Genomic DNA, 15,726 nt, shown 5'->3' on the forward strand with positions numbered 1-15,726 from the left:
GTGTTTCTCCGGTTTGCATCTCTACTCTTGCCCAAAGGCGAGCAAGGCTCAATACTGCTCGTACACTGGGGGGCTGAAATGGCCGAAGAAAAGCCGCATTCAATCGCGGAGGAACGCGATGACGGACGTTTGTCTGCGCCATCAGCTGCACGTAACATTGCCCCGATTCTAGCCGCAATTGAACCTTTTGTGCCGTCCGGTGGCGTGGCGCTGGAGATAGCGTCGGGCACAGGCGAACATGCCGTGGCCTATGCGCAGGCGTTTCCAGACACGATCTGGCAACCAACCGATATTGATGCGCAGCGTTTGATCAGCATTGATGCGTGGCGCGCCAAGAACGGGGTTTTGAACATGCGGGTCGCGCAGGTTCTGGACGCCACAGCGCCAAGCTGGCGCACCGGGCCGTTTGAGATGGCGGTGACGGTGAACCTGATGCATCTTATCAAAGCCCCTGCTGCGCAAGACGTCGTGAAAGGTGTGGCACGCAATCTTTTGCCGGGCGGGCACTGGTTTCTGTATGGCCCGTTTCGTGCGGATGGGGACTTCAGGTCAGACAGCGACCGCGCGTTCCACGCATCGCTCACAGAACAAGATCCCACCATCGGTTATAAGGAAATTGAAGCGATCGAGGCTTGGGCGGTTGCCGCAGGCTTGAAGCGCGTCGACCTAATTGAAATGCCAGCTAACAATCTGGCGCTGGTCATGCGCCAGACGCGGGAATGACGCTTTTCCAAGCGGTCCGTTCCATTGACGCATTCCCTTTTGTTGGTGATCGGGTAATCTTTGCGCAACGAAACCGGGCAGGTGGCAAACAGCGTCATGCATCTTGATGTGCAGGATCTTCGCAATTTCTATTACCGCAGCATGTTGGGGCGTGCGGCCCAGAAAGCCATTCGCGACAAGGTAACCGCGCTGTGGCCCGCGCCGCAGGCCAAGGGTCAGACGGTGGCGGGCTTTGGGTTTGCGGTGCCGCTGCTGCGCCCCTATCTGACGTCGGCGCGCAGGGTGTTGGGCTTGATGCCCGCGCCGCAAGGTGTGATGGCTTGGCCCGCGGGTATGAACAACGTCTCGGTCTTGGTTGAGGATACGATGTGGCCGCTCGACACAGGTGTTGTAGACAAGCTGGTGGTGATGCATGGGCTTGAGACATCTGACACGCCCGGTTTTCTGCTGGATGAAGCCTATCGGGTGCTCGGCCCCGGCGGGCGGGCATTGTTCATCACCCCGAACCGCGCAGGCTTGTGGGCCAGATCGGACGCCACACCTTTCGGCCATGGTCGCCCCTATTCGCTGAGCCAGCTAGAAGGCCAGTTGAAAGAGCACGGATTTCGCGTCGAACGCCACCTATCGGCGCTGTATCAGCCGCCCTCGTCCAAACGCTTCTGGCTGAAGACCGGGAACTTTTGGGAGCGGGCCGGACTTCAGCTGCCCTTGATCCTGGCTGGCGGCGTTCTGATGGTCGAGGTGTCAAAGCAAATTCCCGCCCCAAAACGCCCCGGATTGGCGCAGGCCGTAAAGCGGCCGCTGAAAGTGCTCGAGGGGCTGGGCGTGCCCGAACCGAGCGCGTCAAGAGCCGCCGAAAACAAGTCGACCTAGCTTATTTCGCAGGGGCAGAATCAACAGTGCTGACCGCATCGGGAAAGCCACTGAAAGCCTGGCCTGACGGATTGAGGGTTGGAATCACTTCTTTGGGTATACAAATGTATCCAAAAAGCACCTTTCATCTTAGGCGTCCGTCACGTGTTTTTCCCCTTTGGCAAAGGGGTCTGGCGTAAATAAGCCCGAGAAGGGAAAAAAAGGCGGTCAGATGTTGGCGTTAAACCCATGCAAGCCTGTTGCGAGGTGTGCATATCCCTGCTAAACGCTTCGTCGATTTAGATGACACGCGAGAACATGCGGCATCTGTAGGCCGCCCCGGTTTGCTGAGAGGCAAATCACAATGGGGCTAAAGACATCGGAAGGGTGGACGTGTCCGAACCAGTCTCGATCTCAACCGGCATTGCCCAGCGTTATGCCACTGCCGTCTTTGACCTTGCCAAAGAGGGTAAGAACCTGAAAGCAGTCGAGGCGGACGTTGCCGCTCTTGACGCTGCTCTCGCCGATAGTGAAGATCTTCGAAACCTGATCAGCTCGCCGATTTACAGCCGGGAAGAACAGGGCAATTCAATCGCCGCTATCGCCAAAAAGATGACACTCTCGCCAATGATCGCGAACACGCTTGGGCTGATGGCCCAAAAGCGGCGTCTGTTCGTGTTGCCGCAGCTGTTGGTCGCCCTGCGTGCGCTGATTGCCGAAGACAAAGGCGAGGTGACTGCCAAGGTGACCGCCGCCAAGTCCATGACCAAGGCGCAACAAGACAAACTTGCCAAGGCTTTGAAAGCCACTATTGGTAAGGATGTGAACATCAACCTGGCTGTCGATGAAACGCTCATCGGTGGTCTTGTCGTCCAAGTGGGCTCGCGCATGATTGATACGTCGATCCGCGCGAAGCTCAATGCACTTCAGAATTCCATGAAAGAGGTCGGATAATGGGTATCCAAGCAGCAGAAATTTCTGCGATCCTAAAGGACCAGATCAAGAACTTTGGCCAAGACGCCGAAGTGGCCGAAATTGGCCGCGTGCTTTCGGTCGGTGATGGTATCGCCCGTGTGCATGGTCTTGATAAGGTCCAGGCAGGTGAAATGGTCGAATTCCCCGGTGGAATCCGCGGAATGGCCCTGAACCTTGAGGCCGACAACGTTGGTGTTGTTATCTTCGGGTCGGACCGCGACATTAAAGAAGGCGACACCGTTAAGCGCACGAACTCGATCGTGGACGTGCCGATCGGTGACGAGCTTCTGGGGCGTGTAGTTGACGGTCTGGGCAACCCGATCGACGGCAAAGGTCCGATCAACGCGAAGAAACGCGGTGTGGCAGACGTGAAAGCGCCGGGCATCATCCCGCGTAAGTCGGTTCACGAACCGATGGCAACCGGCCTGAAATCGGTCGACGCGATGATCCCGATTGGCCGTGGCCAACGCGAGCTGATCATTGGCGACCGCCAAACAGGTAAAACCGCCTTGGCGCTTGATGCCATCCTGAACCAGAAGTCGTATAACGACGCTGCTGGCGACGATGAGTCAAAGAAGCTTTACTGCGTCTACGTGGCGATCGGTCAGAAACGGTCGACTGTTGCGCAGTTGGTGAAGAAGCTGGAAGAAAGCGGCGCGATTGAATACACAATCGTTGTGGCTGCAACCGCATCCGACCCGGCCCCCATGCAGTTCCTGGCGCCTTATTCCGCGACTGCTATCGCCGAGCACTTCCGCGACAATGGCCGCCACGCCCTGATCATCTATGATGACCTGTCCAAGCAAGCTGTGTCTTATCGTCAGATGTCGCTGCTTCTGCGCCGCCCGCCGGGCCGCGAAGCTTACCCGGGTGACGTTTTCTATCTGCACTCGCGCCTGCTGGAGCGTTCGGCCAAGCTGAACGAGGATTACGGCTCTGGCTCGCTAACGGCTCTGCCAGTTATCGAAACCCAAGGTGGTGACGTTTCGGCGTTTATTCCGACGAACGTGATTTCGATCACCGACGGTCAGATCTTCCTAGAAACGGAACTGTTCTACCAAGGCATCCGTCCTGCTGTGAACACCGGTCTGTCGGTGTCGCGGGTTGGCTCGTCGGCTCAAACCAAGGCCATGTCCTCGGTTGCTGGTCCGGTGAAACTGTCGCTGGCTCAGTACCGCGAGATGGCCGCGTTCGCGCAGTTCGGGTCCGACCTTGATGCGGCAACGCAGCAGCTTCTGAACCGTGGCGCACGTCTGACCGAGTTGATGAAGCAGGCTCAGTATTCGCCGCTGACCAACGCGGAAATCGTGTGCATCATCTATGCAGGCACCAATGGCTATCTCGACAAGATCGACGTGAGCGAAGTTGGCCGCTTTGAAGCTGGCCTTCTAAACCATCTGCGTCAGAACAATGCTGATCTGCTTGCCGACATCACCAACAATGATCGCAAGGTCAAAGGTGAGCTTGAGGACAAAGTCAAAGCTGCGCTGGACGCGTTCGCCGCTGACTTCGCTTAAGGGGGCGCTGAACGATGCCCAACCTTAAGGATCTCAAAAATCGGATCGAGAGTGTCAAGAACACTCGGAAGATCACGAAGGCCATGCAGATGGTGGCCGCCGCAAAACTGCGGCGGGCACAAGAATCGGCCGAGGCTGGTCGTCCCTACGCAGAACGGTTCAACGCCGTTCTGGGTAGTTTGGCTGCGGCCTCGGGCGGCGGCGACAGTGCGCCCAAACTGCTTGCCGGTTCGGGTTCCGATCAAGTCCACCTGCTGGTGGTTATGACGGCTGAACGCGGGCTTTGCGGTGGCTTTAACTCGTCAATTGTGAAGATGGCGCGTGCGAAGGCTGAGAGCCTGCTGGCGAACGGTAAGACGGTAAAGATTCTAACCGTCGGCAAGAAAGGCCGCGAGCAGCTGAAGCGTGAATACGGGGATCAAATGGTCGCCCATGTCGATCTGTCTGGCGTGCGCAATGTCGGTTATAACAACGCCCAGCCGATCGCGAACGACCTTATCCATCGGTTCAACGAGGGTGAGTTCGATGTGGCGACGATCTTCTACAACACGTTCGAAAGCGTGATCACGCAGGTCCCGACCGCGAAGCAGGTCATCCCTGCCAGCTTTGATGCCCCGGAAGAGGGCGCGAGCGCATCGACCATCTATGACTACGAGCCGTCGGAAGAGGGTATTCTGAAAACGCTGCTGCCATCGGGTGTAGCCACTCAGATATTCTCGGCGCTTCTGGAAAATGCTGCGTCTGAACAGGGCGCGCGGATGGCTGCCATGGACAACGCAACTCGCAACGCTGGCGACATGATCGAGAAACTGACCATTCAGTATAACCGCTCGCGTCAGGCCGTGATCACCAACGAGCTTATCGAAATTATTTCGGGCGCCGAGGCGCTCTAGAGAAAACCGGAGAAATGACAATGGCTAATGCTAAAGGTAAGATCACGCAGGTGATTGGCGCCGTTGTGGACGTTCAGTTCGGGGATGACCTTCCGGCCATTCTGAACGCCCTGACCACCGACAACAACGGCAATAAACTTGTTCTGGAAGTGGCGCAGCACTTGGGCGAAAGCACCGTGCGCTGTATCGCGATGGACGCCTCCGAAGGACTGGTCCGCGGTCAAGAGGTGACTGACACCGGCGCGCCGATCTCAGTGCCAGTTGGCAACGCGACCCTGGGCCGCATCCTGAACGTCATCGGCGAACCCGTTGACGAAAAGGGCCCGGTGAAGTCGGAAGAAAGCCGCCCGATCCACGGTGACGCGCCCGAGTTCGACGAACAGTCGACGGAAACAGAAATCCTGACCACCGGCATCAAGGTTATCGACCTGCTGGCCCCCTACACTAAGGGTGGAAAAATTGGTCTGTTCGGCGGTGCCGGCGTTGGTAAAACCGTTCTGATCATGGAACTGATCAACAACATCGCGAAAGTGCACTCGGGTGTGTCTGTGTTCGCTGGTGTTGGTGAACGGACCCGTGAAGGCAACGACCTTTACCACGAGATGATCGAATCCGGTGTTATCGTTCCTGACGATCTTGAGAAGTCGAAAATTGCGCTGGTCTATGGCCAGATGAACGAACCTCCCGGAGCACGTATGCGTGTGGCTCTGTCGGGTCTGACGCTGGCGGAGCAGTTCCGCGACGACACGGGTTCCGACGTCCTGTTCTTCGTGGACAACATCTTCCGCTTTACCCAAGCTGGCTCGGAAGTTTCGGCTCTGCTGGGCCGTATTCCTTCGGCTGTTGGCTATCAGCCGACGCTGGCCACCGACATGGGTGCGATGCAGGAACGGATTTCGTCGACCAAATCGGGATCCATTACGTCCGTTCAGGCCGTGTATGTTCCCGCCGATGACTTGACCGACCCTGCACCTGCAACCTCGTTTGCGCACCTTGACGCGACGACCGTTCTGGATCGTGCGATCTCGGAAAAAGGTATCTATCCGGCTGTGGACCCGCTTGGCTCGACCTCGCGTCTGCTTGATCCGCTGATCATTGGCGAAGAGCACTACAAGGTTGCGACCGACGTTCAGCAGGTTCTTCAGCGCTACAAGTCGCTGCAAGACATCATCGCCATTCTTGGCATGGACGAGCTGTCGGAAGACGACAAACTGACCGTGGCGCGTGCGCGTAAGATCGAACGCTTCCTGTCGCAGCCCTTCGACGTTGCGAAAGTGTTCACCGGTTCGGACGGCGTTCAGGTTCAGCTGGAAGAAACAATCGCGTCGTTCAAAGCTGTTGTGGCTGGCGAATATGATCACCTGCCCGAAGGCGCCTTCTATATGGTTGGCGGCATCGACGACGTGATTGCCAAAGCCGAAAAAATGGCGGCTGACGCTGCCTAATAGGGACCGTGACGGGGTAGGGCGACCTACCCCCGACCATCCTCTAAGGAGATCCTAAATGGCTGATACGATGCAATTTGATCTGGTGTCGCCCGAACGAAGCCTTGCTTCGCTTCAGGCAACCGCGGTTCAACTGCCGGGCACCGATGGTGACATGACGGCGATGGCGAACCACGCACCGACGATCACGACGTTGCGCCCCGGTATCGTTCGCGTCGAAGCGCCTGAAGGCAACGCGGAATTTGCCGTAACCGGTGGTTTCGCCGAGGTCACCGCGACAGGCACTTCGGTTCTGGCCGAACGCGCCGTTCCAGTGGCTGAGATGACGCAAGAGCTGCTGGACGGGTTCGTATCCGACGCAGCCGCCGCGTCGGAAAACGCGACCGCTGAAAATCTGGACGAGCTGGCCAAACGCACGGTAGATATCGCGGCGATGGCCAATGAACTGGGACTGTCGGTCAAAGCCTGATCGCTGTTTGTTGCAAAAAATTGCAAAGGCCCCGCCCAACTGGCGGGGCTTTTTTGCATTTGCGCTAAGGGCGTATTCGCGGCACTGATAAGCGCATGAGTTCACTGCCACAAACATCCAACCGTGCGGCAATTTGGTTTATCCTTGCCACCATCCTTCTGGACGCGGTGGGCATTGGGATCGTGTTTCCGATCATGCCTGATCTGATGTTGCGCGTCGGGGCGGCCAACACAGCAGACGGAGCTTTCTGGGGCGGCATCCTGATGGCGTCTTACGCCGCCATGCAGTTTCTGTTTGCCCCGATCATTGGCGGTGTTTCCGACAGTCTGGGGCGGCGGCCCGTTTTGCTTCTGGCCCTTGTGGCGTTGACCATTGATTACATAGTCATGGCGTTGGCGACGACGTTTTGGTGGTTGCTTGTCGGGCGCATCCTTGCCGGGATCGCAGGGGCCACCTATATCACCGCGACAGCCTATCTTGCGGACATCTCGAAACCCGCAGAGCGCGCGGCCAATTTCGGCCTGATTGGTGCGACGTTCGGCATTGGCTTTGTTATGGGCCCCGCTATCGGCGGTTTCGTGGCGAGCTTCCACCTGACCGCCCCGTTCTGGCTGGCGGCCGCGTTCGCGGGGTTGAATGTTGTGCTGGGGGTATTTGTTCTGCCGGAAAGCCTTGCACCCGAAAAACGGCGCACGTTCCGGCGTCGGGACCTGAACCCGTTTGGATCAATCCTTGATGCGTTCAAACTGCCGGGCCTGGGCCTGCCACTCGTCCTGATCTTTGTGTTTGAGTTCGCCAACATGGTTTACCCGACGCTCTGGGCCTTCTGGACACGCGAGGTGTTTGGTTGGAGCACGGCGCTGATCGGTCTGACGCTTGCGGCCTATGGCATCGCGGTTGCGTTTACGCAGGGAGTCATCATGCGGATGCTGATCCCGCGTCTGGGCGAATTTCGCACGCTGATCTTCTCGGTTGTCTGTGGGATTGTTGCCCTTTTGGTCTTTGGTGTGACAGCCAGCGCTTATGTGATGTTTGCCGTGATCCTGATCGCGGCGCTTGCGGATATGGCCCCGCCCACGATGACAGCAATGATGGCCAACATGGTTGCAGAAGACCGGCAGGGCCTTTTGCAGGGCGTGATTGCCAGCCTTGGGTCCGTCGCGGCGGTGATCGCGCCGATGGTCATGACGTGGATATTTCAGGGTTTTGCAGCCGAAGATGCTGCGATCTATCTTCCCGGTGCGCCTTTCTTGTTCTCTGGTGTGCTTGTCCTGCTGATTTTCCCATTCTTCTTAAGACTTAGGCGCTAAGTGCGGGTTGCCTCTTGGCGGGGTTTCAGGTCTGCTGAGAGTGCGTGAAGTTGAACGGGGCTGCCAAGTATGCGACGGATCAAAAGCCATTTGGTCGGGGTCGATCAGGGCAGCAAAATACTGTTCTCGGATTTCGAACATGACGGAGAGATGTGGACCGGCAACGGCGCGCGCAAGCTTGAAACGCCCGTAGAGTTTTCAGGAAGCTTTCTGGTGCCGCCATCTGTCCATGTCAGCGTGTCGATGTGGGACCTTGATAAACGCACGAATGCGCGTGCTGACATTGCCGCCGACGCGATTTCCGAGACCGGTTTTCAGATCATCTTTCGCACATGGGGCGACACACGCGTCGCACGGGTGCGTGTTGACTGGACCGCCATAGGAGAGGTGCGCGGAGATGACGACTGGGACGTTTGACTGCCAGTCAATCACCAAAATTAAAGGCCCCCGCAGGGCCCTTTGTTGTATCCAGATGTCGCGGTCAGTTACGAATACAGGTTTTCGTAAAGCGGTTCCAAGGTGTCGTGGTCAAACAGCGATGACACAGAGGTGCCACCCCAGATGTTCAGCGTCGCCTGCGCAAACATCGGTGCCGTTGGCACGATGCGAATGTTCGGTGCGTTGGTAACAGCGTCGGTGGGTTGGATCGAATCCGTGATGACGAGCGATTTCATGACCGATTTCGACACACGCTCGACCGCAGGGCCGGACATGACGCCATGCGTGATATAGGCGTGAACTTCCTGCGCGCCGTTTTCGATCAGCACTTCGGCGGCCTTGCACAGCGTGCCAGCGGTATCGCAAATGTCGTCGATGATGATGCAGCGTTTGCCCTCGACGTTCCCAATCACGGTCATCTCGGCGATCTCGCCAGCTTTCTCGCGTCGCTTATCGACGATGGCAAGCGGCGCGTTGATGCGTTTGGCAAGCTCGCGGGCACGGGCCACGCCGCCAACGTCCGGTGAGATGACCATGACCTCGTCCAAGCAATCCTTGAAGTGGTGCTTAACATCCAGCGCGAAGATCGGGCTGGCGTAAAGGTTGTCCACCGGGATGTCGAAGAAGCCCTGGATTTGCGCGGCGTGCAGGTCCATGGTCAAAACCCGTTCGATCCCCGAACCGGCAATCATGTTTGCGACCAGTTTGGCGGAAATCGGTGTGCGCGCTTTGGTGCGGCGATCCTGACGGGCATAGCCGAAATAGGGGATCACAGCGGTGACGCGCGAAGCTGACGATCGGCGCAGCGTGTCCGAGATGATCAGAAGCTCCATCAGGTTGTCATTGGCGGGGTTCGAGGTCGGCTGGATGATGAACATATCCTCGCCGCGGACATTTTCGTAAACTTCGACGAAAATCTCGCCGTCGTTGAAGCGTTCCACCCGCGCATCCACCAATCCGACAGAGGATCCGCGATGCATCGACATGCGTTTGGCAACAGCTTCGGCAAGGGGCCGGTTGGCATTGCCCGAAATGAGTTTCGGTTCGGTGATGGATGGCATGGCAGCGGTCCCCGGGCTGGTCTGAATGACAGAATCGTGACGTTGACACCCCTTACCATCGGGATAGATTCCTTGAAACAGCATTGGCGCAACAGGGACCGGAAAAATGAAGCAGATGGACTATTATTTCACAGTGTTGTCGCCATGGGCCTATTTGGCCGGATCGCGGCTGGAAGATATCGCGTCGCGCCATGGCGCACAGATCACGTATAAACCGCTGGATATCGGGCAGCTGTTCGGACGGACCGGTGGGACACCGCCAAAAGACCGCCACCCGTCGCGGATGGAATACCGGATGCAGGAACTCAAGCGCTGGTCCAAGGCGTTGGATATGCCGATGAACCACATCCCGGCCCATTGGCCCACCAATGGTGCGCCAGCCTCCTATGCGATCATCGCGGCGCAGTCGGTAGGTGGCGGCGATATGGGCGCGTTGGTTCATAGGATCATGCGCGCCTGTTGGGCGGGCGAAAAGGATATTGCTGAGGATGCGGTGATCAAATCCTGCCTTTCAGATGCGGGCTTTGATCCCAGTCTTGCCGATAGCGGCTTGCTGGCCGGGGCCGAAACCTATGGCCGCAACCTTGAAGACGCTGTCGCCGCTGGTGTCTTTGGCTCGCCCTTCTATATCTGCGACGATGGTGAGAGGTTCTGGGGACAAGACCGGCTGGACGCGTTGGACACCCATCTGAGCGCTAAGCCCTGATGAACATAGAACCGTTGGCAGGCCATCCGACCTGTTGGCACCGGGCGGGCCAGGGCGCGCGCGCCGCACTCATGGTGCATTGCTCGCTGGCACATTCCGGCGCGTGGCGCGGGCTGGAAAAACGCCTGTCAGACCAATTCACGATGCTTGCCTTTGACCTGCCGGGTCATGGGCGCAGTGCCGATTGGGACGGGGCGGGCGACTTTCAGGACGCCAGCGTTCAGATTGCTGAGGCACTGCTAGATCGCGAGACCTCTGGACCGGTCGATTTGATCGGCCATAGTTACGGCGGCACGATTGCCCTGCGTCTGGCCCAACGCGCGCCAAAACGCGTGCGCAGCCTGACGATGTTCGAGCCCGTGTTGTTCGCTGCCGCCCGCGATCACCCGGCCTATGCCGAGAATGCGGCCTATATGAACGGGCCCTTCGCCGACGCCATGCGCTCGGGTGACCGGATGGAGGCCGCACGCCTGTTCAACGTCATGTGGGGGCGCGACGCAGCGTGGCAGGCGTTGCCTCAGTCCCTGCGTGAAGATATGGCGCGGCGTATTCATCTGATCCCCGCCGGGAAACCGGTGACGCATGATGATATCCATGACCAGATCGCCCCCGGCGCGTTGGAGCGTGTCGAGCTGCCGGTGTTGCTGATGGAAGGTGCGCGCTCGCCAGCCTTGGTGGGGGCGGTCCACGATGTGCTTGAGGCGCGTCTGCCCAACGTCCAGCGCCATGTGATCGGGGGCGCAGGACATATGGCGCCCATCACCCATCCCGCCGAGGTCGGCGATGCTATTTTGGCGTTTCTGCGCCAGACAGCGCCAACCAGACCTTAGCCGCGCACAAGGTCGACAAACCTGTCAATGTTGTCCTCGGTCATCGACCAGTCGGCCACCATGCGGGCGGTCAGCACCTCGTCCGGGTCATCGCCTGCAAGGTTATCGTCCCACACGTAGTAGGCCGCGCCTGCGTCATGCAGGCGGTGGTGACCCGCCCGCGACCAACCCGCGAAACTGATATTGGCGTCGGGTTCGTGCAGGAAACTGACGCCCTCGATCTGTTTTAGCCCCCGCGTCAGCCGGGCATTGGCGGCGTTCGAACGCCGTGCAAGGTCCAGCCAAAGATCGTCGGTCAGATAGGCTAGCATTTGTGCCGACAAATAGCGGTGCTTGGAAAACAGATGCGCCCCGCGCTTGCGTCGCAGCTCGAATTCCCAAGCGTGTTTGGGATCAAAGAAGATCACCGCCTCGACGCCCATGCAGCCGTTCTTGGTGCCACCGAAGCTGACCACATCGATGCCCGCTTTCCACGTCATCTCAGCGGGGGTGCAATTTAGCGAAACGAGGGCATTGGCAAAACGTGCACCATCCAAATGGGCGGGCAAATCAAACTGCTTCGCGACGTCGCAAAGTGCGTTCAGTTCGGCCACCGAGTAAACCGTCCCACGCTCGGTCACATTGGTGATCGACACGGGGCCGCGTTGCGGGCCGTGCACGCCGCGGCTTTCCTCAACCGCGATCGCGCTGCGCAAGCTGGCGGGCGTCATTTTGGCATGGTCTGACGGCACAAGGGTCAGCTTTGCGCCGCCTGAATAGAATTCCGGCGCGTTGCATTCATCTTGCTGGATGTGCGCCTCTGGCGTGCAGAAAATCGTCTGCCACGGCTGCGACAGGGTCGCCAGCGCGATCGAGTTCGCGGCCGTGCCGGTGGCCACCAGATAAACGGCGGCGTCGGGCGCTTCAAAGATGTCACGGATCCGCGCACGGACTTCGTCCATCAGCGTGTCGCTACCGTATGGCATTGCATAGCCTTCGTTCGCGCGCGCCAGTGCCTCCATCACCTTGGGGTGGGCTGGGCCGGTATTGTCAGAGGCGAAAAACATCAGTGAGGTTCCTCAATCAAGTGGTCTTCCCATTCGTCTTCGGGAACTTCAAATTCGGGGATCGTCCACCCCATCACGCTGCGCCCAGCCGTATGAACGCTGTCGGGATTGCCAGACACAAGCGGGTGCCAGTCTTCCAGTGGCTTGCCCTCGTGGCGCAGACGATAGGCACAGGATGCTGGCATGAAATACGCGGTTTCGCCGATATTATCTGGGCTTAAAACGATACATTCCGGCACGAATTGCAGGCGAATGTCGTATTGCGAACAGCGGCAGGTGTCGCCGTCAAGCAGTCGGCAGGAAACGCGGGTGAACACGATTTCGCCAGTCTCTTCGTCCTCTAGTTTGTTCAGACAGCATTTGCCGCAGCCATCGCACAATGCCTCCCATTCCGGTGGCGTCAGGCTGTCGAGCGGTAGCTCCCAGAAATTTTTGCGCAGAGGACCACCCATCAATCAGCCATGAAATCGGCGGCGATCCGAAGCTCGCGCAGGGGGCGCACGCGTTGAATGGCCTGCTGATAAAGCGGGTGGGATTTATAGGCAGCCAACTGCGCCTCGTCTTCAAATTCGCCATAGACGATGAAGTCGGGTGACGGGCCAGGAATCGGGTCATTGGCCAGGTTCGACCCAATTTCCAGATGGCGGCAATCGGGGATGCCCTTTAACAATTCCAACCCTTCACGGATCATTTCGCGGTCGTTCGGGCGTTTGGATGTAAAAAATACGATATGGCGGATCATCTTGGGGCCTTTATAAGTTCGCCAGAATATCTCGGGCACGGGCGCAGTCGGCATCCATCTGCGCGATCAGCGCCTCCAACCCGTCAAACACTTCTTCAGGGCGCAGATAATCGACCAATGCGACAGAAATCTGCTCGCCATAGATATCGCCTGCAAAATCAAAAATGAAGCTTTCGATATTTGGAAGGTTTTCGCCGAACATCGGGCGCGTGCCCATCGACGCTGCGCCTCCATAACTACCGTTGTGCGGGCCGGTCAGGATGTCGACCTGAACGGCATAGACGCCAAACTTCGGCGGGTGCAGGTCGGCAATCGACAGATTAGCGGTCGGATATCCCAGATCGCGTCCACGTTGGTGGCCGCGAATAACCTCGCCCTCCATCCGATGCCAGTGGCCCAGCATCCGGGCGGCGTCGCGTGGTCGCCCATCTGTCAACGCGTGGCGGATTGCGGTCGAGCTAACCTCGCCAACCTCATCCGACATCAGCGGCGCAACTGTGACGCCAAAGCCCATCTTTTCGCCCAAAGCGACCATCTCAGCAGCACTGCCCGCGCGGCCCTTGCCGAAATGGAAATCCGCGCCGATGACGACGTGGCTTAGGCCCAGACCGTCCACGATCACCCGCTGGGCGAATTCGTCGGGGGTCAGAGCGGACAGCGAGTCATTGAAGTTGAGCTCATACAGCCGCTCAACGCCCAGCTTTTCCAGCCTGTGCGTGCGGGCATCCGCACTCATCAGGCGAAATGGGCCACTTTGGGGCGCGAAATACTGGCGGGGATGGGGCTCAAACGTCATGACACCCAAGGGTGCATTCTCGGCCTTGGCCTGCGTGCGGGCAATGTCGATTACATATTGGTGGCCCAGATGCACGCCGTCAAAATTGCCGATCGCGGCGGATGCGCCGCGGTCTGCTTTTTCGACAAACTGATAGTCACGAATGATCCGCATATGGTGGCATTATCGCTCACAGCGAACAGGCGCAAGCCCGCCGGGCAAGGCAGGCGCGATTTCATAGGCTTTGTGGAGTCAGTCGAACTTGGCCGAAGGTGCCAAAACCTTCGCTTCACCCTTCAGAACCGGCTTGCCATCAACAAGGCATTCGGTCTTCAGCGTCACGCGTCGTTTGGCGTGGTCGATGTCCATAACGGTCACTTCGGCGCGCACAACGTCGCCGGGGCGCACCGGGGCCAGAAAGGTTAACTGCTGACCCATATAGATGGTGCCATGGCCCGGCAGTTGTTCGCCAATCACGGCCGAAATCAGCCCGGCAGTCAGCATACCATGCGCAATGCGGCCTTCGAAGATCGTGTCCTTGGCGTAGTCATCATCCAGATGCACCGGGTTCCGGTCGGTCGAAATCTCGGCGAACATTTCGATATCGCGGTCTGTCACCTCTTTCGTGACGTGGCGCGACATGCCGATTTCCAGCTCTTCAATGCAGATTGTTCCGCGCGGGAGATTGTCCAACATCTTGATCCTCCGAGTAACAAAAAACCCAATTATCACCAATTACGGTAATATCGTTACTTTGCAGGCGCAGAAAAATCAAGAAAAAAGTGATCTGGAATGATCGAATGCGTGCGGTTGGACACAGGATGAAACATCTGTCGCGGAAAGTGCCGCACCACGCATAGAAAATTTGCGCGTAGGGCCGCAAAGCCGATCAGTCACTACCGAAGATATCCGATTGCGAAGGTCGGAGTGACCATTTCGGCGGTTGTAAACATTTGCAGCGCGTCTGGGTCGGGCTGTCGGTCGGTCTTGGTCTCGTCCCGTGCTAGCCCGCCGGTGATGAACAGACTGTCAATATCCTCACCTTGTGCGCCCTTGATGTCGGTCAGGATGCCGTCGCCAATGGCAAGGATACGGCTGTCATCCACCGCGCGCCCTTCGGCGGTCATGCGGCGGCGGGCAAGGTCATAGATTGGCGGATGGGGCTTGCCGAAATAGAGGCTCTCGCCGCCCATCTCGGTATAAAGCTGCGCGATGGCGCCCGCGCACCATTCCCGCGTCGCGCCACGATCCACGACGATATCGGGGTTGGCGCAGAGCAGTTTCAGCCCCTTTTGCTTGGCCAGTAACAGCTGGGGTCGCAGGGTGTCGGGATGGGTGTGCGGGTCAAACGGGCCACAGCAAACGATGCCGTCTGCTTTGTCCAGCGCGACCTCTTCTATGTCGACGGGGTTGTCGATAAGGGCGAGCGGGTCGAAGAAGCTGCGGTCGTGATCCTCGCCCATGAACCACACCTTATTTCCAACCGCACCGGTGAACATCGCCGCCCGCGCGCTGTCGCCCGAGGTCGCGATTGTGTCCCAGCAATCGCGCGGCACACCGATTTGATCCAACTGCCCCTCGACCGAGGTCCGGTGGCGCGGGGCATTCGTGACAAGAACGACGAAACCGCCATTTGCCCGCACCTGCCGGAGAGCGTCAACTGCGTCGGTGTAAGGATGCACCCCGTCATGCACACAGCCCCAGAGGTCCACGAAATAGGCGTCGTAGTTGGTGGAAACTTCGCTGAGGCGTTCGATGATACGGGTCATGGTGGGTCTCCTACGTGAAAGGAAGATATGGCAGAGGGGGACGGAGGTGGCTAGGGGGATCGGGATTCAATGGCGGCTGTGCGGGACAAGGCGGACGTTCGGAAAACCAGAGAATCTATGGTATTCTGCCCCAAGTTGCCGCAGAGGACCAACTATGTCAGAACGATCCACCAGC

The 15,726-nt window shown here is 58.4% G+C and carries 18 protein-coding genes; 11 read left to right on the forward strand and 7 right to left on the reverse strand.

Going from position 1 to position 15,726, the window contains the following annotated elements:
* The first annotated feature begins 78 nt into the window (after nucleotides 1–78).
* From MUY35_RS16320 to MUY35_RS16360, 9 genes are all read left to right on the forward strand, one after another.
* Nucleotides 79–723, forward strand: coding sequence for a DUF938 domain-containing protein (locus MUY35_RS16320; RefSeq protein ID WP_248370248.1), 645 nt, complete (start codon nucleotides 79–81; stop codon nucleotides 721–723).
* Nucleotides 724–819: 96 nt separating this feature from the next.
* Nucleotides 820–1,596 carry a class I SAM-dependent methyltransferase gene (locus MUY35_RS16325; protein ID WP_248370266.1) on the forward strand — a complete coding sequence of 259 codons (777 nt, stop codon included), beginning with the start codon at nucleotides 820–822 and terminating at the stop codon, nucleotides 1,594–1,596.
* 372 nt (nucleotides 1,597–1,968) lie between these two features.
* Nucleotides 1,969–2,529 (forward strand): F0F1 ATP synthase subunit delta, encoded by a 561-nt coding sequence (locus MUY35_RS16330; RefSeq protein ID WP_248370249.1) that lies wholly within the window; start codon nucleotides 1,969–1,971, stop codon nucleotides 2,527–2,529.
* A complete protein-coding gene (gene atpA / locus MUY35_RS16335) occupies nucleotides 2,529–4,067 on the forward strand; it encodes a F0F1 ATP synthase subunit alpha (RefSeq protein ID WP_248370250.1) in 1,539 nt (512 codons plus the stop codon). Before MUY35_RS16330 ends, atpA begins: the two co-directional genes overlap by 1 nt.
* Nucleotides 4,068–4,081: 14 nt before the next feature.
* On the forward strand, nucleotides 4,082–4,960 hold the full coding sequence (locus MUY35_RS16340) for a F0F1 ATP synthase subunit gamma (RefSeq protein ID WP_248370251.1): 879 nt from the start codon (nucleotides 4,082–4,084) through the stop codon (nucleotides 4,958–4,960).
* Between the two features lie 20 nt (nucleotides 4,961–4,980).
* Nucleotides 4,981–6,405 (forward strand): F0F1 ATP synthase subunit beta, encoded by a 1,425-nt coding sequence (gene atpD, locus MUY35_RS16345; RefSeq protein ID WP_248370252.1) that lies wholly within the window; start codon nucleotides 4,981–4,983, stop codon nucleotides 6,403–6,405.
* Between the two features lie 58 nt (nucleotides 6,406–6,463).
* On the forward strand, nucleotides 6,464–6,874 hold the full coding sequence (locus MUY35_RS16350; RefSeq protein WP_248370253.1) for a F0F1 ATP synthase subunit epsilon: 411 nt from the start codon (nucleotides 6,464–6,466) through the stop codon (nucleotides 6,872–6,874).
* 95 nt (nucleotides 6,875–6,969) lie between these two features.
* Nucleotides 6,970–8,184, forward strand: coding sequence for an MFS transporter (locus MUY35_RS16355; protein WP_248370254.1), 1,215 nt, complete (start codon nucleotides 6,970–6,972; stop codon nucleotides 8,182–8,184).
* Nucleotides 8,185–8,253: 69 nt separating this feature from the next.
* On the forward strand, nucleotides 8,254–8,601 hold the full coding sequence (locus tag MUY35_RS16360) for an H-type lectin domain-containing protein (protein WP_248370255.1): 348 nt from the start codon (nucleotides 8,254–8,256) through the stop codon (nucleotides 8,599–8,601).
* 68 nt (nucleotides 8,602–8,669) lie between these two features.
* Here MUY35_RS16360 and MUY35_RS16365 read toward each other — a convergent pair whose 3' ends face one another.
* The gene (locus MUY35_RS16365) at nucleotides 8,670–9,683 is read right to left on the reverse strand and encodes a ribose-phosphate pyrophosphokinase (RefSeq protein ID WP_248370256.1); all 1,014 of its coding nucleotides are present in this window, start codon (nucleotides 9,681–9,683) and stop codon (nucleotides 8,670–8,672) included.
* Between the two features lie 106 nt (nucleotides 9,684–9,789).
* Between MUY35_RS16365 and MUY35_RS16370 the strand changes: the two genes are divergently transcribed.
* Nucleotides 9,790–10,389, forward strand: coding sequence for a 2-hydroxychromene-2-carboxylate isomerase (locus tag MUY35_RS16370; protein WP_248370257.1), 600 nt, complete (start codon nucleotides 9,790–9,792; stop codon nucleotides 10,387–10,389).
* On the forward strand, nucleotides 10,389–11,219 hold the full coding sequence (locus MUY35_RS16375) for an alpha/beta hydrolase (RefSeq protein ID WP_248370258.1): 831 nt from the start codon (nucleotides 10,389–10,391) through the stop codon (nucleotides 11,217–11,219). The genes MUY35_RS16370 and MUY35_RS16375 overlap by 1 nt, the downstream gene beginning before the upstream one ends.
* On the opposite strand, the gene MUY35_RS16380 is transcribed toward MUY35_RS16375, so the two are convergent.
* The 6 genes from MUY35_RS16380 to MUY35_RS16405 all read right to left on the reverse strand — a co-directional run bounded on the left by MUY35_RS16380 (nucleotide 11,216) and on the right by MUY35_RS16405 (nucleotide 15,551).
* Entirely contained in the window at nucleotides 11,216–12,265 is a 1,050-nt protein-coding gene (locus tag MUY35_RS16380) for a low specificity L-threonine aldolase (protein WP_248370259.1), read from the reverse strand. The genes MUY35_RS16375 and MUY35_RS16380 overlap by 4 nt on opposite strands.
* Nucleotides 12,265–12,717 carry a YcgN family cysteine cluster protein gene (locus tag MUY35_RS16385; RefSeq protein ID WP_248370260.1) on the reverse strand — a complete coding sequence of 151 codons (453 nt, stop codon included), beginning with the start codon at nucleotides 12,715–12,717 and terminating at the stop codon, nucleotides 12,265–12,267. Before MUY35_RS16385 ends, MUY35_RS16380 begins: the two co-directional genes overlap by 1 nt.
* Complete coding sequence (locus MUY35_RS16390) at nucleotides 12,717–13,007, reverse strand: Dabb family protein (RefSeq protein ID WP_248370261.1); 291 nt, start codon at nucleotides 13,005–13,007, stop codon at nucleotides 12,717–12,719. Before MUY35_RS16390 ends, MUY35_RS16385 begins: the two co-directional genes overlap by 1 nt.
* Nucleotides 13,008–13,017: 10 nt before the next feature.
* On the reverse strand, nucleotides 13,018–13,956 hold the full coding sequence (locus tag MUY35_RS16395) for a bifunctional riboflavin kinase/FAD synthetase (RefSeq protein WP_248370262.1): 939 nt from the start codon (nucleotides 13,954–13,956) through the stop codon (nucleotides 13,018–13,020).
* Between the two features lie 78 nt (nucleotides 13,957–14,034).
* A complete protein-coding gene (locus MUY35_RS16400) occupies nucleotides 14,035–14,478 on the reverse strand; it encodes a MaoC family dehydratase (RefSeq protein ID WP_248370263.1) in 444 nt (147 codons plus the stop codon).
* A gap of 200 nt (nucleotides 14,479–14,678) precedes the next feature.
* Nucleotides 14,679–15,551 (reverse strand): TIGR01459 family HAD-type hydrolase, encoded by an 873-nt coding sequence (locus MUY35_RS16405; RefSeq protein WP_248370264.1) that lies wholly within the window; start codon nucleotides 15,549–15,551, stop codon nucleotides 14,679–14,681.
* Nucleotides 15,552–15,726: the final 175 nt, after the last annotated feature.

Origin of the sequence: Aliiroseovarius sp. S1339 (assembly GCF_023195695.1) — a bacterium.
Classification (GTDB): domain Bacteria; phylum Pseudomonadota; class Alphaproteobacteria; order Rhodobacterales; family Rhodobacteraceae; genus Aliiroseovarius.

Bases quoted from the DNA above. Each gene is read 5' to 3' on its own strand.
- MUY35_RS16320 (WP_248370248.1), top strand. From the start codon at position 79: ATGGCCGAAGAAAAGCCGCATTCAATCGCGGAGGAACGCGATGACGGA.
- MUY35_RS16325 (WP_248370266.1), top strand. From the start codon at position 820: ATGCATCTTGATGTGCAGGATCTTCGCAATTTCTATTACCGCAGCATG.
- atpA (WP_248370250.1), top strand. From the start codon at position 2,529: ATGGGTATCCAAGCAGCAGAAATTTCTGCGATCCTAAAGGACCAGATC.
- MUY35_RS16340 (WP_248370251.1), top strand. From the start codon at position 4,082: ATGCCCAACCTTAAGGATCTCAAAAATCGGATCGAGAGTGTCAAGAAC.
- atpD (WP_248370252.1), top strand. From the start codon at position 4,981: ATGGCTAATGCTAAAGGTAAGATCACGCAGGTGATTGGCGCCGTTGTG.
- MUY35_RS16350 (WP_248370253.1), top strand. From the start codon at position 6,464: ATGGCTGATACGATGCAATTTGATCTGGTGTCGCCCGAACGAAGCCTT.
- MUY35_RS16355 (WP_248370254.1), top strand. From the start codon at position 6,970: ATGAGTTCACTGCCACAAACATCCAACCGTGCGGCAATTTGGTTTATC.
- MUY35_RS16360 (WP_248370255.1), top strand. From the start codon at position 8,254: ATGCGACGGATCAAAAGCCATTTGGTCGGGGTCGATCAGGGCAGCAAA.
- MUY35_RS16365 (WP_248370256.1), bottom strand. From the start codon at position 9,683: ATGCCATCCATCACCGAACCGAAACTCATTTCGGGCAATGCCAACCGG.
- MUY35_RS16370 (WP_248370257.1), top strand. From the start codon at position 9,790: ATGAAGCAGATGGACTATTATTTCACAGTGTTGTCGCCATGGGCCTAT.
- MUY35_RS16375 (WP_248370258.1), top strand. From the start codon at position 10,389: ATGAACATAGAACCGTTGGCAGGCCATCCGACCTGTTGGCACCGGGCG.
- MUY35_RS16380 (WP_248370259.1), bottom strand. From the start codon at position 12,265: ATGTTTTTCGCCTCTGACAATACCGGCCCAGCCCACCCCAAGGTGATG.
- MUY35_RS16385 (WP_248370260.1), bottom strand. From the start codon at position 12,717: ATGGGTGGTCCTCTGCGCAAAAATTTCTGGGAGCTACCGCTCGACAGC.
- MUY35_RS16390 (WP_248370261.1), bottom strand. From the start codon at position 13,007: ATGATCCGCCATATCGTATTTTTTACATCCAAACGCCCGAACGACCGC.
- MUY35_RS16395 (WP_248370262.1), bottom strand. From the start codon at position 13,956: ATGCGGATCATTCGTGACTATCAGTTTGTCGAAAAAGCAGACCGCGGC.
- MUY35_RS16400 (WP_248370263.1), bottom strand. From the start codon at position 14,478: ATGTTGGACAATCTCCCGCGCGGAACAATCTGCATTGAAGAGCTGGAA.
- MUY35_RS16405 (WP_248370264.1), bottom strand. From the start codon at position 15,551: ATGACCCGTATCATCGAACGCCTCAGCGAAGTTTCCACCAACTACGAC.